The organism is Streptomyces sp. NPDC055099, assembly GCF_053607685.1.
This window is the reverse complement of record NZ_JBSGUA010000012.1, coordinates 52,427-67,616: the sequence shown is the minus strand read 5'-3', so window position 1 is coordinate 67,616 and position 15,190 is coordinate 52,427. Positions and strand designations below refer to the sequence as shown.

Here is a 15,190-nt window from a genome sequence, read left to right as displayed (position 1 = left end):
CGCAGGCAGAACGTTCCATGGGTCTGACGAGCAACAAGCTCCTCGTGTTGGCGGTTCTCCTCGCCGTCCTGCTGTTCATCGGCACGGTCTGGTTCTGGCCGCGTCTGGCCCGCCAGTCCTGGCGGGCCGTCACCGGCCGCGTCGGGCTGCTCATCGCCACCCAGTTGGCGATCTTCGCCTCGGTCGGCCTCGCCGCCAACCAGGCGTTCGGCTTCTACGCCACGTGGGCGGACCTCTTCGGCCAGGAGACGAGCCCCGGTGTCGTCGTCGACCACGATCCGGCCAAGGGCGGTTCCCCGGTCGACGTACGCGGCACCCGGCCCGTGAACGTGCCCGGCGGCGGCAGGCCCTCGACCGGCGGCCAGATCCAGAAGGTGGTCGTCAGCGGGAAGGAGGCGGACATAGCCAGCCCCGCGTACGTCTATCTGCCGCCCGAGTACTTCCAGCCGCGGTACAAGAACCGCACGTTCCCGGTGTCCGTCGTGCTGACCGGCTACCCCGGCACCGCCGAGGCGCTGATCAAGGGCCTGCACTACCCGCAGACCGCCCACTCGCTGGTCAGGCGGGACAAGATGGAGCCGATGATCCTCGTCATGATGCGGCCCACCGTGGCGCCGCCGCGCGACACCGAGTGCGTGGACATCCCCGGTGGACCGCAGGCCGAGACGTTCTTCGCCAAGGACCTGCCGGGCGCCATCTCCGAGCACTACAGGGCGGGCCGCACCACGGGGAGCTGGGGCGTCATCGGTGACTCCACGGGCGGCTACTGCGCCTTGAAGCTCGCCATGCACCATCCCGACGTGTACGCCGCCGGGGCGGGCCTCTCCGCGTACTACAAGGCGCCCATCGACGTGACGACCGGCGATCTCTTCCACGGCGACAAGGAGTTGGAGGAGCGGGCCGACCTCATGTGGTACCTCGACCACATGCCGGCGCCCAAGACGTCCCTCCTTGTCACCACCAGCAAACAAGGAGAGGACAACTTCGCGGACACCAAGAAGTTCATCGGCAAGGTGAAGTCGCCCACCAAGGTCTCGTCCATCACGCTGGAGAGCGGCGGGCACAACTTCAACACCTGGCGCAGGGAGATCCCCGCGACCCTGGAGTGGATCAGCGGGCGACTGAACGGCAAGTAGCGGCTCAGCGGGACAAGGAGCGCCTCAGCGAGGCAAGTGGCGCCTCAGCAGGGCAAGTGGCGCCTCAGGGCTTGCTGATGGCCGTGATCGTCTCCAACTCGACCTCCCCGCGCGCGATGTCGCGCGCGTCGGCCGCCGTCGACCTGCGCAGCGCCTCGTGCAGCCGCGCCGGGGTGAGGACGCCCAGGAAGCGGCCCTCGCTGTCCTTGTCGATGACCGCGATCCAGCCCGCGTCGTGCTGGAGCATCGTGGCGAACGCCTGCTTCAGGGTGGCGCCCACCGGGAGCCATGCCTCCATGCGGCGGGCGTGATCCCTGACGGTCCCCCCGGCGCCGTGCGCGTCCTCGGCGGAGATCCAGCCGTGCAGGTTGTTCTCGCCGTCCAGGACGACCGCCCACTGGGCGTCGAGCCGCGCGGGCAGCGGGTCGTCCAGGTGCACGACGGGGGGCTGCTCCAGGTCGCCCTCCTCGATGGGCGTCACGGAGAGGCGCTTGAGGCCGCGGTCCGCGCCGACGAAGTCCGCCACGTACGCGTTGGCCGGGGCGCCCAGGATCGTCGAGGGGGTGTCGAACTGCTCGATGCGCCCGTCTCCGTAGACCGCCATGCGGTCGCCCAGGCGGACGGCCTCCTCGATGTCGTGCGTGACGAAGAGGACGGTCTTGCGGACGGCCTGCTGGAGGCGGAGGAACTCGTTCTGCAGGTGCTCGCGCACCACGGGGTCGACCGCGCCGAACGGCTCGTCCATCAGGAGCACGGGCGGGTCGGCCGCCAGCGCGCGGGCCACACCGACCCGCTGGCGCTGCCCTCCGGAGAGCTGCTCGGGGTAGCGGTCGCCGAAGGTGGCGGGGTCGAGGCCGACCAGGTCGAGGAGTTCGGCGGCACGCTCGCGGGCCTTGCCGCGCTTCACGCCGAGCAGGTGCGGGACGGTCGCCGTGTTCTCCAGGACCGTCTTGTGCGGGAAGAGGCCCACCTGCTGGATGACATAGCCGATACGGCGCCGGAGTTGCACCGGATCGGTGGTCGATATGTCTTCGCCCGCGACGAGTATCCGGCCCTCGGACGGCTCGATGAGGCGGTTCACCATCTTCATCGTCGTCGTCTTGCCGCAGCCCGACGGGCCGACGAGCGTGACCAGTTCACCCTCGGCGACCTCGAAGGACAGGTCGTCGACGGCCGTGGTGCCGTCCTCGTACCGCTTGGTGACGTGCTCGAACCGGATCATGATTCCCCATTGTTGCGGGCGTTGTGTAAAGCCCATGTTGCGCCAGCACGACGAGTCTCGGCGATTGTCGGTGCTGCGCGTTAGGGTCGCCAGACGGCCTCAGGAAACGGGACTGCGGGGGGAGTGGGGCGGGATGAGCGAAGAGAACTGTCTGGTGACGAACGACTGGATCTGCGGGGAGTACGTCCGCTCCCGCAGCCAGGAGCTGATCGACGCCACCGTGCAGCACGTGGGCATCACCGCCGCCTCGGTCGCCATCGGTGTCGCCGTCTCGCTGCCGCTCGCGCTGCTCGCCCGGCGCTGGCGCTTCCTGGCGGGACCGATCCTCGGCGTGACGACCGTGCTCTACACCGTTCCCTCGCTCGCGATGTTCTCGCTCCTTCTGCCGTTCTTCGGCCTCTCGGCGTCGCTGGTCGTCACGGGCCTCGTGCTGTACTCCCTGACGATCCTGGTGCGGAACATCCTGGCGGGGCTCCAGGCCGTGCCGGACGAGGCCAGGGACGCGGCCAAGGGGATGGGGTACGGCCCGCTGAGGCTGCTGTGGGAGGTGGAACTGCCGCTCGCGCTGCCCGCCCTGCTGGCCGGAGTCCGCATCACCACGGTGTCGACGGTGGCGCTGACGACAGTGGGAGCGATCGTCGACTACGGAGGCCTCGGATCGCTGATCCTCGACGGCCTCGACACGACCTTCAAGGCACAGGTGCTGACCGCGTCCGCGCTCTGCGTGGTCCTCGCGGTCGTCGCCGACCTGCTCCTCCTCGCGCTACAGCGGTGGCTGACTCCTTGGACCCGCGTCCACCGCATACGTACGAAGCGTCCCGCCCCGGCGGAGCGCACGGCCAAGGTGGCTGAACCCGCATGAACGCGATAACCGGCGCGTACGACTGGCTGACCACGAGTGCCAACTGGCAGGGCGAGAAGGGGGTGTGGCACCGCCTCGCCGAGCACCTCTACTTCAGCGGGGTCTGCCTCGCCGTCGCGTGCCTGATCGCGCTGCCGATCGCTCTCTACCTCGGTCACATCGGCAAGGGCGGCGCCCTCGCGGTGAACATCTCGAACATCGGCCGCGCGGTGCCGACGCTCGCCGTGCTCGTGCTGCTCACGCTCACCCCGCTCGGCGAGCACGGGGACGTGCCGACGCTGATCGCGCTCGTCCTGTTCGCGGTGCCGCCGCTGCTGACCAACGCGTACATCGGGATGCGTGAGGTCGACCGGGCGGTGGTGGAGGCGGCCCGGGGGATGGGCATGAGCGGCCGCCAGTTGTTCGCGCGGGTCGAACTGCCCCTCGCGTATCCGCTGATCATGACCGGCGTGCGGTCCGCGGGCGTGCAGGTCGTCGCCACGGCGACGCTGGCCGCGATGGCGGGCGAGGGGGGCCTCGGCCGGATCATCACCGCCGGGTTCAACCTGCAGAACACGCCCCAGGTGGTGGCGGGCGCGCTTCTTGTGGCGCTTCTCGCGCTCTTCGTGGAGGTGGTGCTCGTCGTGGTGGGGAAGGTGTTCAGTCCCATACGAGGGCGCTCGGGGGTCGCGCGGTGATTCCCGAGATCCTCAAGGTTTCCAGTTTTCCCGGGTCTTTCGAAATGGTGGTTCACCCATGAACAGCACAACGCGTCGCGCACGACGGATGGCAGGGGCGGCCGTGGCCGTCGTGGCGCTGACCGCGGGGCTCACCGCGTGCGGCGGGGACAGCCTGGAGAAGGACGGCAAGGGCGAAGGGGACAAGGCGGGCGGCAAGGGCAAGATAGTGGTCGGGTCGGCCCGTTTCACCGAGCAGAAGGTGCTCGCCGAGCTCTATGTGGGCGTGCTCGAGGACGCCGGATACGACGCCGAGGTCAAGACCGTCCAGAACCGCGAGGTGTACGAACCCGAGCTCAAGAAGGGCTCCATCGATGTCGCCCCCGAATACGCGGCGACCCTCGCGGAGTTCCTCAACCTCGGCAAGAACGGCCCGAAGGCGAAGCCGGTCGCCTCGAATGACGTGGACGACACGGTGGCCGCGCTGAAGAAGCTCGCGGAACCGCAGGGACTGAAGGTGCTTCCCGTCGGCGGGGCGGTCGACCAGAACGCGTTCGCGGTGAGCAAGGAATACGCGAAGGAGCACAAGCTCAAGACGCTTTCGGATCTCGGTAAGTCCGGCGAGAAGGTCAAGATCGCCGCGAGTGACGAATGCGAGTCGCGCCCGTTCTGCGCCCCGGGACTCAAGAAGACGTACGGCATCGATGTCGCGGGAATCGACCCCAAGGGCGTCGGCACCACGCAGTCCAAGCAGGCCGTGAAGAATGGCACGGACCAGGTGGTGCTGACCACGACCACCGACGCGACGCTCGACAGCTTCGGTCTGGTGGCCCTTGAGGACGACAAGAAGCTGCAGAACGCGGACAACATCCTTCCGGTTGTGAACGCGAAGGAAGCGGGCGACAAGGAGATAGCCGACGCGCTCGGGAAGCTGACCAAGACCCTGACGACGGAAGATCTCGCGGAACTCGACCGGAAGGTCGATGTGGAGCGGCAGAAGGAAGCCGATGTCGCCAAGGAGTATCTGGAGTCGAAGGGATTGATCAAGAAGTAGTGCGGGAAGGAGGAGCATCCTCGAAGTGGCACGGCCGAAAGTGGAGTTGAGTGGCCGAAGAGGATCGTGAAGGGTGGGGAGTTAGCGCTGTGACGCTCTCATTTTGGCGGGCGGGGCACCATAGTTCGCCTACGCGCGGTAAGTTTCTGGCCATGCCACGTGGACGTCACCGCCATTCCCCACCCCTGCACAGGCTGCTTCCTCCCTCGACGGTCGCAGGCCTCTCCGTTGTCTGCGCCGGTGGCGCCTGGCTGTTCGCGGAACCCGTCGTGCTCCGCGGCCTGGTCGCCGCCGCGGCGGCGGCTGCCGTCGTGGGCTCGGTCGTCATGCGCCGCTGGGACCTGGCGGCCGGCAAGCAGGTCGCCGAGCTGGGCCGGGCCCGCAAGAGCGACGAGTGGCGCTACGAGGAACGCATAGCCGAGTGCGAGTCCGATCTCGACGAGTCCCGCGAGATCCGGGGCCGTCTGGAGAAGAAGCTCCGCTCCAAGCGGGCCGAGCTGGCCGCCCTGCGCAACGAACACGCGGCGCTCCTGCGGCGGTACGCGACAGCGGAGACCGAGCGCGCCAGCGCCCTCGAGGGGCGGCGGCTGCTCGCCATCGAGGCGTCCACCCCCGCGCGGGCGTTGCCCCCGGCCCCCACGCCCGCGGAGCCCGCGGCCCGCGTCGAGGCGCCGGCTCCCGTCGTGCGCCCGGGGTCGATCGCGCCCCCGTCGCTGTACGCCAGGGCGAACATGGCGCTTGACCGGCTGACTCCGAAGCCGTCCCCCGAGGGTGATGCCTCCCGGCAGCGCGCGGACGGGGACGAAGCGCGGGGGAAGTCCGGGGCGGCCGAGGGATACGGCGGGCATGAGCGCGCGGTCGCCGTCGCGCCGCCCGCGCAGAGGCGACGCCAGAGCGTCCAGGGCGGCTTCGACTTCTTCGGCACGAAGAGCGAGGCGACGGCCGGTGCGCTGGAGTCCGTGCAGAACGAGGACCTCGCGGACGTCGTGGGCGAGGAGGCACTCGCCGTGCACAAGGCGGAGTCCGAGGCGGAGTTCAAGGCCCCCGCGGAGGGCTCGGACCGCGCCGTGGGCCAGGTCATCGACCTGACGGAGCATGACGAGACCGAGCAGATCGACGTGGCGGAGCTGCGGACGGCGTTGCGGGCGTAGGCGGGCCCCTGGGCCTTGGCCGCCGTCATCACCGGCTCCGCCGGGTTCGTCCTCAAACGCCGGACGGGCTGAATTCCAGCCCGTCACGTCATCACCGGTCCGACCGCGCCCTCTTGCGTCCCGTGCGGGAGCGCTGGGTTTTCAGCCTGTCAGGCCATCCACCGGTCCGGCCGCGCGGTCCTCCGTCCCGTACGGGACCTCTCCGCCTGTGCGGACAGCAGCGCGGCCGCCTCCTGTGTTGGCCGCAACCGTGCCGTCACCGTCTTGCCTGCGCCCGTGTCGACGTGCACGTCCGCCACTTCCTTGAAGCGCTCCCAGGGCCCCTGCGTGAGCCGCACGCTCTGCACCTTCGCGTGCGGGACCAGGGACAGGCGGCGGCGCAGAAGGCCGTGCCGCGCCGCGAACACCGTGTCCGTCACCGTCAGGCCGTACCCCTTCCACCACACCGGAAGGCACCACGCGGCCCGCGCGGGAGGCCGCACGAGCTCGGCGGCGTCCGGCACCCGCACCCCCGGCAGGATGCGCGCGATCACGGCCTCCGCGACCTCCCGCGGCGCGACCGGGACCAGGACGCCGTTGGAGGAGCCCGCGACATCCAGCTCCACCCGCACCCAGCCGCGCCGCCGCCACAGCCAGGGCTCCACGACGCGCACCGTCTGCACGCGCCCCGGGGGCACCGTCTCGTGCGCCTTGTCGAGCAGCCCGTGGTCGATGCGCAGGCCGTCGGGGGACTCGCCCACCTTCCAGTCGTACTCCCCGATGTACCGCCCCACGCTCCCGGCGAACGCGCCGCCCAGCATGGGAAGTCCCGTCGCGAGCACCGTCCACAGGTTGTGGGTGACGAACCACAGGAAGGGCGGCACGATGAGCGTGGCGACGAGCATCGTCCACGTCGTGCCGGTCAGCAGCAGGGCGATGGCGAGCATGCGCGGCTGTACGTGCACCAGGTTGTTGACCGGCGCCTCACCGACCTCGTGCGCCGTCTCGGGCGCGAAACCGGCCGCACGCGCGAGGAGTTCGGCCCGCAGGAAAGAGGCCTCCTCCTGCCCCAGAAAGGCCAGTTCGTCCTTCTTCTCCGTGCCGACGACGTCCAGCTTGAGCTTGGCGACGCCCGCGATACGGGCCGCGAGCGGCTGCGTCACGTCCACCGCCTGGAGCCGGTCGAGCCGGATGTGCGCCGTACGCCGGAAGATCAGGCCCGTGCGGATGCGCAGTTCGGTGTCGGTGACGGCGAAGTGGGTGAACCACCAGCTCATGAAGCCGTAGAGGGCGCCGCCCAGGAGGGTGGCGGCGACGCCCGCGAGCAGCCCCGTCACGGGGAGTTCGGAGACCCGCCGCTGCGTGCCGCCCGGGTCGTGCACCGCGAAGCCCACGAGGACCGCGACCGGGGCCCAGGCCCTGCGCAGGGGCGTGACGGGGTGCAGACGCCTCTCTCGCACGACCTCGACGCCGGGGACGTGTTCTTCCCCGGCCACTTCCCGTACGCCGTTCACAGCCCCGCCGAGCGGGCCTCGCCCAGTTCGGTGAGCCGGTCGCGCAGCCGCTCCGCCTCCTCGGGCACGAGGCCGGGGATGCGGGCGTCGGTGGCGGCGGCCGCCGTGTGCAGCTGCACCCCGGCCAGGCCGAAGTAGCGCTCCACGGGTCCCGATGTCACCTCGACGAGCTGCATCCGGCCGTACGGGACGACGGTCTCCTCGCGCCAGAGCACGCCCCGGCTGATCAGGAGGTCGTCCACCCGCTCCGCGTACCGCCACGAGCGCCAGTTGCGCCCCAGCATCGGCCAGCCCCACGCGACGAACGCCAGCGGGACGGCCGCGAACGCCGCCCACGAGGGCCCGGCGAAGATCCACAGGAGCACCCCGACGGCAGCCGCGAGCGGCACGAGCCACACCACGAGGAGCAGTCGCCGCATCCGCAGCACCCCCCGCGGCAGCCCGGTCCACACCGGCTCCGCGTCCGACTCTCCCGGCCGCGTGGGCCGTGCAGGTCCCGCCGTCCCCGTTTCCATGCCTCAAGCGTACGTAGCCGATGTGACAGTCGCGTAGGAGCGCGCGTACGAGAGAATGCGCGCATGAGCCCCACGACGGAGACCACGCTCGGCATCGGCGGCGCCGCGGAGAGCACCGACATGGTGCTCAACATCGGCCCGCAGCACCCGTCCACGCACGGCGTGCTGCGGCTGCGCCTCGTCCTCGACGGCGAGCGGATCCAGCAGGCGGAACCGGTCATCGGCTACATGCACCGCGGGGCGGAGAAGCTCTTCGAGGCGCGCGACTACCGGCAGATCGTGGTCCTTGCCAACCGACACGACTGGCTCTCCGCGTTCTCGAACGAGCTCGGGGTCGTCCTCGCCGTGGAGCGGATGCTCGGCATGGAGGTGCCCGAGCGCGCCGTCTGGATGCGCACCCTGCTCGCCGAGCTGAACCGCGTCCTCAACCACCTGATGTTCCTCGGCTCCTATCCCCTCGAACTGGGCGGAATCACCCCGGTGTTCCACGCTTTCCGGGAGCGCGAGGAGCTCCAGAACGTGATGGAGGAGATCTCCGGCGGCCGCATGCACTACATGTTCAACCGCGTGGGCGGCCTCAAGGAGGACCTGCCCGCCGGATGGGCCACGCGCGCGCGTGCGGCCGTCGCATCGGTCCGCTCCCGCATGGACGTGTACGACAAGCTGGTGCTCGGCAACGAGATCTTCCGGGGCCGTACGCGCGGCGTCGGAGTGCTGTCCCCGGAGGCGGTGCACGCCTACGGAGTGAGCGGTCCCATCGCCCGCGCCTCCGGAGTCGACTTCGACCTGCGCCGCGACGAGCCGTACCTCGCGTACGGGGAGCTCCAGGACACCCTGAAGGTCGTCACGCGTCAGGAGGGCGACTGCCTGGCCCGCTTCGAGTGCCTCCTCGAGCAGACCCACAACGCCCTCGACCTCGCCGACGCCTGCCTGGAGCGGCTCGCCGAGCTGCCGCCGGGGCCGGTCAACCAGCGCCTCCCGAAGGTGCTCAAGGCTCCCGAGGGCCACACGTACGCGTGGACCGAGAACCCTCTGGGCATCAACGGCTACTACCTGGTTTCCAAGGGCGAGAAGACCCCGTACCGCCTGAAGCTCCGCTCGGCGTCGTACAACAACATCCAGGCCCTCGCCGAACTGCTGCCGGGGCAGTTGGTCGCCGACATGGTGGCGATCCTGGGGTCACTGTTCTTCGTGGTCGGCGACATCGACAAGTAGCGGCCTGCCGGGCGCGTCATCGATTCCCACGGGCTGGATCAGCCACCCGAAGTCGCCGAGCCCGCCCTCGGCGGTCAGCTCGGCGGCCTCTCCCGCGCGCGTGAGGGCACGCACGTACGCCGCCGGATCACTGGAGGCCAGGGAGAGCGGCGGGCGGCCACCGTGCACGCCGAGCGCCCGCAGGGCCGCCCGCTGGGTGAGCAGACGGGCTCCGGGCAGCGCGCACGCGTCCAGGGCCACATGGGCGGTGATGTCGCACGTGCCGTCGGGCACCGGCGCCACCTCGCGGCCCCCTCGGAAGCCGGTCAGCGTCCCGAAGGGCGGCCGTGCGGCGCGGTCGTGCGCGTAGTCCACGGCGACCGCCAGGCCGCGCGTCAGCGTCGCCACGGCCGCCGCCCACGCCTCGTCCCGGGGACGGCCGATCTCGGCGCGCAGGCCGGGCTCCGGGGCGAGCGGCCACCAGCGCGCGAGCCAGGAGGCGTCCGCGCCCCGCACCGGGTCGCCGAGGGACTCGCTGCTGTAGTCGCCGACGAGCACCTGCCGGACCAGGCCTTCGGAGTCCACCTCGACGACGTCCAGGGGGACGTTGTCGAGCCACTCGTTGGCGAAGAGCAGGCCGGTGACCCCGGTGGGCGGCAGGTCGTGCCACTCGACGCGCGGATCGAGTCCCGCCGGGCGGGCGGCCCGCTCGACCGCGCAGGCACGCACGCGTGGCGCCACGTCGGCGGGCAGCGCGTGAAGGACGCCCGCGGTCAACTCGCCGCGTCCCGCGCCAAGATCGACGAAGGCCAACTCGTCCGGGTGGTGGAGCGCCTCGTCCACCCGGCACAGCAGCCGGGCCACCGCGCCCGCGAAATGGGCCGAGGCGTGCACCGACGTCCGGAAGTGTCCCGCGGGCCCCTCGGGGCGCAGATAGAAGCCGCCGGGGCCGTACAGAGCGGCCTGCATGGCCTCCCGCCAGCCACGCCGCGCGTCTTTCCGCTCACCTGGGACCTCGTTCGTCACGCGAGAAGGCTAAGCGGGCCTCCACCTTGGGGAGTACACGCGAGCGGTACGGATCGGACCTCCGGTTGACCCCGCAGGGCCGTCGCGCTGCCTACGCTGGGTTACGTGCAGCGCGTCTATGACTTCCTCCGCAGACACCCGACCGGGGTCGATGGCTTCTGGGCCCTCGTCCTGCTCGGCGTGTCCGGCATCGGTCTGGTCTCCATGGCCGAGGGGGAAGGCCGTGACCCGAAGGTCGCGGCCGCCGTCATCGTCCTCGGCATGTCCGTCGTGGTGGCGCTGCGCCGCAAGTACGTCGAGAAGATGCTCATCCTCGCCGTGGTGCTCGGCGTCGCCCAGTTGATCTTCGACGTGAAGACGATGCCGGCCGACTTCGCGATGCTGGTGATCATCTACACCGCGTCGGCCGACGGCGCGAAGTGGGCTTCGCGGTTCGCCCTCATCGGTGGTCTGTGCGCGGCTCCGCTGTCGTCGCTGCGCTGGCCGGAGGAGAGCATAAGCACCTTCGGCAGCATCTTCTTCACGATCTTCCAGATGGTGCCGTTCGCCCTGGCCTGGGTGCTCGGCGACTCCATCCGCACCCGCCGCGCCTACTTCGCGCAGCTGGAGGAGCGCGCCGACCGCCTGGAGAAGGAGCGGGCGGCGCAGTCCAAGGTCGCGGTGGCCGCCGAGCGGGCCCGGATCGCGCGCGAGCTGCACGACGTCGTCGCGCACAACGTCTCGGTGATGGTCGTCCAGGCCGACGGCGCGGCGTACGTCCTGGACGCGGCCCCCGAGCAGGCCAAGCAGGCCCTGGAAACCATCTCCGGCACCGGACGGCAGGCACTCGCCGAGATGCGCAGGCTGCTGGGCGTGCTGCGCACCGGCGAGCACCAGGAGAGCGGGGAGTACGTCCCGCAGCCCGACGTCGAGCAGCTCGACGAGCTCATCGAGCAGGTGCGCACGGCAGGCCTCCCGGTCGACTTCAAGGTCGAGGGAACCCCGCGTCCGCTGCCCAGCGGCGTCGAGCTCACGGCGTACCGCATCGTGCAGGAGGCGCTCACCAACACCCGCAAGCACGGCGGCGAGAACACCGGCGCGAGCGTGCGCCTCGTCTACTTCGACGACGGCCTGGGGCTGCTCGTGGAGGATGACGGCAAGGGCGCGCCCCACGAGCTGTACGAGGACGGCGGCGCGGACGGCAGCGGGCACGGCCTGATCGGCATGCGGGAGCGCGTCGGCATGGTCGGCGGCACGCTGGACGCGGGGCCGCGGCCGGGCGGCGGCTTCCGCATCAGTGCGCTCCTCCCGCTCAAGCCCGCAAATTGACACCTGTCACCGAAATGAAAGGGCCTTTGATGCCGATCCGCGTCATGCTCGTCGACGACCAGGCGCTGCTGCGCACGGGGTTCCGGATGGTGCTCGCCGCACAGCCGGACATGGAGGTCGTCGCGGAGGCGGGCGACGGGGTCGAGGCGCTCCAGGCGCTGCGGACGACCGAGGTCGACGTGGTGCTCATGGACGTACGCATGCCGAAACTGGACGGCGTGGAGACGACCCGGCGCATCTGCCAGGACGCGAATCCGCCGAAGGTCCTGATCCTGACGACCTTCGACCTCGACGAGTACGCCTTCTCGGGGCTGAAGGCGGGCGCCTCCGGCTTCATGCTGAAGGACGTGCCCCCGGGGGAGCTGCTCGCCGCGATCCGCTCCGTGCACAGCGGTGACGCGGTGGTCGCGCCGTCGACGACACGGCGCCTTCTGGACCGCTTCGCGCCGATGCTGCCGAACGCGGGCGGGCAGCCCCAGCACAAGGAGCTGGAGCGGCTCACCGACCGTGAGCGCGAGGTCATGATCCTGGTCGCCCAGGGGCTCTCGAACGGGGAGATCGCGGCGCGCCTTGTCCTGTCGGAAGCCACGGTGAAGACCCATGTGGGCCGCATCCTGACGAAGCTCGGCCTGCGGGACCGGGTGCAGGTCGTCGTCCTTGCGTACGAGACGGGCCTGGTGCGGGCGGGCGGCGGCGGGGCCTGAGGGCGGGGCGGCCCGAGGGCCGACCGATCCGCGGGGTCAGCGCAGGATGCCCTCCAGGAAGTCGCTGCCCAGGCGGGCCACCACGGAGACGTCCAGTTGGTGCATCACGTACCGCCCGCGCCGTGCCGTGGTGACCAGGCTCGCCTTCTTGAGGAGGGTGAGGTGCCGGGAGACCTCGGGGGCCGTCAGGCCGACCGCGTGGGCCAGCTCTCCGGTGGTGAAGGGCGCGCGGGCCATGTCGCGGCACAACCGCAGGCGTACGGGGTGCGCGAGGGCCGTGAGCCGCTTCTCCAGGGTCTCCACCGAGGTGGGCCTTGCCAGGTCCGGCGCGGACACGGGGTAGTGGATCACCGGGCGCCAGCCGGGCGCGTGCAGGACCATCAGGTGCGGCCAGGCGAAGTGCGACGGCACGAACGTGAGCCCCGCGCCCAGGGAGTGGTCCAGGGCGGTCGTCTGCCCCGGCACGAGCTTGTCCGCGGTGATGCGACGGCTGTCCGCGTCCACGGAGAGGGCCGCCGAGACTGACGTCAGTACTTCGGCGAGTCCCTTGTGGCGCAGTATCTCGGTCTTGTGCCGTGCGTCGGCGGCCAGTTGGACGCGCACCCGCCGCCAGGTGTCCGCGAAGAAGGCCTCGTCACAGTCCTCCAGGAGGCGGCGCAGCCAGGCCCGCACGGTGTGCGGGTCGCTCAGCAGGCGCCGCGCGAAGTCCAGTTGGCGCGTGCCGCGGGTGGCGGCGAGCTCCAGGGCGCGCGCACCGCGGACCGGGTCGGTGAGCGGCGAGGGCCCGCCTTCGTTGTAGGACGTGCCGCAGGTGAACTCCAGGGCCGCCATGACGAATCGCTCGTCGTCCAGGCGGTCGAGAAGGTCCAGTTCGTCGGTGAGCGTGGCGCCCGGCCTGCCGTCGCCGTCGACGAGCCCGGCGAACGGCATGAAGACGTCCGAGAACGTGTTCCGCCACAGGAAGTCGGCCTCGCACAGCCGGTCGGCGAGGTCCGGCTTGAGGCAGGCGGTGGTCGCCGTGGCCCAGCCGTGCAGCCCCGGATGATGGCCGGGCTCGGACAGCGCGTGCAGGGCGACGCCCAGCTCCGCCAGGGGCGAAGGGTCGAAGAAGATCCGCTCCGGCGGCAGGCCCGCGATCTCGATGTGCACGCTCATGGACCCATCGTGCACCGCGCCACCGACATCCCGGCCGCCGATTGACGCCCGGTGTCAATCGGCGCGACGACGGGGTGCCGGTGGGAGCAGTCTGTGGTGACAGGGCCGGACGACGACACCACCGGACCCGGTCTCCACCCCCTTCTCCACCCCCTCCTCCACTCCCTTCGTGTCGACTCAGCTTCCTTGTGCCGACTCTGCTTCCCGTCGACCCAAGGACGCCCGATAAGTAACATTTGTTCTGAGAGGCGAACCCACCATGAGCATCACCCAGCAGTACCTGCTCGACAGCTACCGCGCCGCCCAGCACGACGAGCGCACCCCGCCCGCCCCCGGCCGCCTCGACTGGCAGGTCATCCGCGAGGTACGCGACTACGGCCGCTTCCGTGCCGTCGTCGAGGAACGCCCCGCCCACGGAAGGGTCCGGGCAGCCGTGGCCCGGCTCATCCGGGGATCCGTCGCACGAACTCCGCGACCGCATCATTGACGTCGGCCGACGTCCACTCCAGGCCCGCCTCGGTCACGGTGACCTCCGTGACCGAGAGGCCGGGCGGCCCGTCCGGGAACCAGCGGCCGAACAACTGGGTCTTGGTCTCCTCGGCCTGCGAGAGCGCCGCCTCGGTGAGGACCTCGGCGTCGTACGGCAGCCACACCTGGAACTGGTGGGTGTGCGGCCGCTCGGGGTGCACGCGCGACCAGGGCACCCCGGCGGCCGCGAAGCCTTCCCGCAGCGCGTCGGCGACCACGCGCGCGTGGGCCACGTATTCCGGCAGCCGCGGGAGGGTGTTCTTCAGGCCGAGCAGGGCGGCGACGGCGGCCGGGAACTGCTGGAAGACCTGGCCGCCGTAGCGGTGGCGCCAGGTCCGCGCCTCGTCGACCAGGGTGCGCGGGCCCGCGAGAACCGCGCCGCTCAGGCCGTCAAGGGACTTGTAGAACGACACGTACACGGTGTCCGCGAGAGCGGCGATCTCCGCCAGGGAGCGCCCGAAGTGCGGTGTGCACTCCCATAGGCGCGCACCGTCGAAGTGCACGACGGCGTCACGTTCCCTGGCCGCCTCCACGACCTCTTCGAGCTCCTCCCAGGACGGCAGCACGAAACCGGCGTCCCGGAGCGGCAGTTCGAGCATCAGCGTCCCGAAGGGCTCCTCGAAGTCCCGCACCTCATCGGCCGTGGGCAGCCGCGGCTCCCTCGTCGGATGCACCGTGCGCAGCCCGCTCACCGCGGAGAGGGCGCCCCCTTCGTGGACCTCGGGGTGCGCCTTCGGGTGCAGGGCGACCGTCGCGTTGCCCGTGCGGCCCGCCCAGCAGCGCAGGGCGACCTGCTGGGCCATCGTGCCGGTCGGGAAGAAGGCGGCCGACTCCTTGCCGAGCAGCCGCGCGACCTCGTCCTCCAGGCGCGCGACGACCGCGTTGCCGTAGATGTCGATGGGCTCGTCCGGGCCCACGACCTCCGAGGCCGCGTCCGCGAGCGCGGATAGCCGCGCCGCGAGCGGGAGGTGCGCGGACCAGCGGTGCAGGGTGCGGGTGGCGCCGAGGGCGGCGGACCGGCGGCGGGCGGCGAGCAGGTCCTGCTCGCTCACCTCGGAATCTCCGTCGTGTGAAGTCATCCCCCGAGCATGGCGTGCGGCCGGCCACCGGTCATACCAATACCCACAGCCTGTGGACAGCCGAGGACGCGGCACCGGCCAATCGCGTTAGCATGACGAGAAATCGT

Annotated in this window: 15 protein-coding genes; 9 read left to right on the top strand and 6 right to left on the bottom strand. The window is 70.9% G+C overall.

Going from position 1 to position 15,190, the window contains the following annotated elements; translation table 11 throughout:
* Positions 1-17 precede the first annotated feature (17 nt).
* Positions 18-1,136 (top strand): alpha/beta hydrolase, encoded by a 1,119-nt coding sequence (locus ACWFRU_RS27325; RefSeq protein ID WP_453690796.1) that lies wholly within the window; start codon positions 18-20, stop codon positions 1,134-1,136.
* Between the two features lie 64 nt (positions 1,137-1,200).
* Here the strand turns inward: ACWFRU_RS27325 and ACWFRU_RS27320 are convergent, their stop codons facing one another.
* Positions 1,201-2,358, bottom strand: coding sequence for an ABC transporter ATP-binding protein (locus tag ACWFRU_RS27320; RefSeq protein ID WP_453690795.1), 1,158 nt, complete (start codon positions 2,356-2,358; stop codon positions 1,201-1,203).
* Between the two features lie 133 nt (positions 2,359-2,491).
* Here ACWFRU_RS27320 and ACWFRU_RS27315 point away from each other — a divergent pair, with 133 nt between their 5' ends.
* From ACWFRU_RS27315 to ACWFRU_RS27300, 4 genes are all read left to right on the top strand, one after another.
* A complete protein-coding gene (locus ACWFRU_RS27315; protein WP_363210601.1) occupies positions 2,492-3,220 on the top strand; it encodes an ABC transporter permease in 729 nt (242 codons plus the stop codon).
* Positions 3,217-3,897, top strand: coding sequence for an ABC transporter permease (locus ACWFRU_RS27310; protein WP_453690794.1), 681 nt, complete (start codon positions 3,217-3,219; stop codon positions 3,895-3,897). The genes ACWFRU_RS27315 and ACWFRU_RS27310 overlap by 4 nt, the downstream gene beginning before the upstream one ends.
* 58 nt (positions 3,898-3,955) lie before the next feature.
* Entirely contained in the window at positions 3,956-4,930 is a 975-nt protein-coding gene (locus ACWFRU_RS27305; protein ID WP_453690793.1) for an ABC transporter substrate-binding protein, read from the top strand.
* Positions 4,931-5,082: 152 nt separating this feature from the next.
* Positions 5,083-6,081: a hypothetical protein gene (locus tag ACWFRU_RS27300; RefSeq protein WP_453690792.1), complete on the top strand. Its 999-nt coding sequence runs from the start codon at positions 5,083-5,085 to the stop codon at positions 6,079-6,081.
* Between the two features lie 149 nt (positions 6,082-6,230).
* On the opposite strand, the gene ACWFRU_RS27295 is transcribed toward ACWFRU_RS27300, so the two are convergent.
* Complete coding sequence (locus ACWFRU_RS27295) at positions 6,231-7,556, bottom strand: PH domain-containing protein (RefSeq protein WP_453690791.1); 1,326 nt, start codon at positions 7,554-7,556, stop codon at positions 6,231-6,233.
* A gap of 14 nt (positions 7,557-7,570) precedes the next feature.
* On the bottom strand, positions 7,571-8,089 hold the full coding sequence (locus ACWFRU_RS27290) for a PH domain-containing protein (protein ID WP_453690790.1): 519 nt from the start codon (positions 8,087-8,089) through the stop codon (positions 7,571-7,573).
* Positions 8,090-8,152: 63 nt separating this feature from the next.
* On the opposite strand from ACWFRU_RS27290, the gene ACWFRU_RS27285 reads away from it, so the two are divergent.
* Positions 8,153-9,304 carry an NADH-quinone oxidoreductase subunit D gene (locus ACWFRU_RS27285; protein ID WP_453690789.1) on the top strand — a complete coding sequence of 384 codons (1,152 nt, stop codon included), beginning with the start codon at positions 8,153-8,155 and terminating at the stop codon, positions 9,302-9,304.
* Here ACWFRU_RS27285 and ACWFRU_RS27280 read toward each other — a convergent pair.
* Positions 9,269-10,252, bottom strand: coding sequence for an SAM-dependent methyltransferase (locus ACWFRU_RS27280; protein ID WP_453690947.1), 984 nt, complete (start codon positions 10,250-10,252; stop codon positions 9,269-9,271). The genes ACWFRU_RS27285 and ACWFRU_RS27280 overlap by 36 nt on opposite strands.
* A gap of 162 nt (positions 10,253-10,414) precedes the next feature.
* On the opposite strand from ACWFRU_RS27280, the gene ACWFRU_RS27275 reads away from it, so the two are divergent.
* Positions 10,415-11,617 carry a sensor histidine kinase gene (locus ACWFRU_RS27275; protein WP_453690788.1) on the top strand — a complete coding sequence of 401 codons (1,203 nt, stop codon included), beginning with the start codon at positions 10,415-10,417 and terminating at the stop codon, positions 11,615-11,617.
* A gap of 29 nt (positions 11,618-11,646) precedes the next feature.
* Complete coding sequence (locus tag ACWFRU_RS27270; RefSeq protein WP_453690787.1) at positions 11,647-12,321, top strand: response regulator; 675 nt, start codon at positions 11,647-11,649, stop codon at positions 12,319-12,321.
* A 36-nt stretch (positions 12,322-12,357) separates the two neighbouring features.
* Here the strand turns inward: ACWFRU_RS27270 and ACWFRU_RS27265 are convergent, their stop codons facing one another.
* Positions 12,358-13,476 (bottom strand): DUF5937 family protein, encoded by a 1,119-nt coding sequence (locus tag ACWFRU_RS27265; RefSeq protein ID WP_453690786.1) that lies wholly within the window; start codon positions 13,474-13,476, stop codon positions 12,358-12,360.
* Positions 13,477-13,735: 259 nt separating this feature from the next.
* On the opposite strand from ACWFRU_RS27265, the gene ACWFRU_RS27260 reads away from it, so the two are divergent.
* On the top strand, positions 13,736-13,963 hold the full coding sequence (locus ACWFRU_RS27260; protein ID WP_453690785.1) for a hypothetical protein: 228 nt from the start codon (positions 13,736-13,738) through the stop codon (positions 13,961-13,963).
* Here ACWFRU_RS27260 and ACWFRU_RS27255 read toward each other — a convergent pair.
* Positions 13,920-15,083, bottom strand: a complete 1,164-nt coding sequence (locus ACWFRU_RS27255; RefSeq protein WP_453690784.1) for a threonine aldolase family protein — start codon at positions 15,081-15,083, stop codon at positions 13,920-13,922. The genes ACWFRU_RS27260 and ACWFRU_RS27255 overlap by 44 nt on opposite strands.
* Positions 15,084-15,190 lie beyond the last annotated feature (107 nt).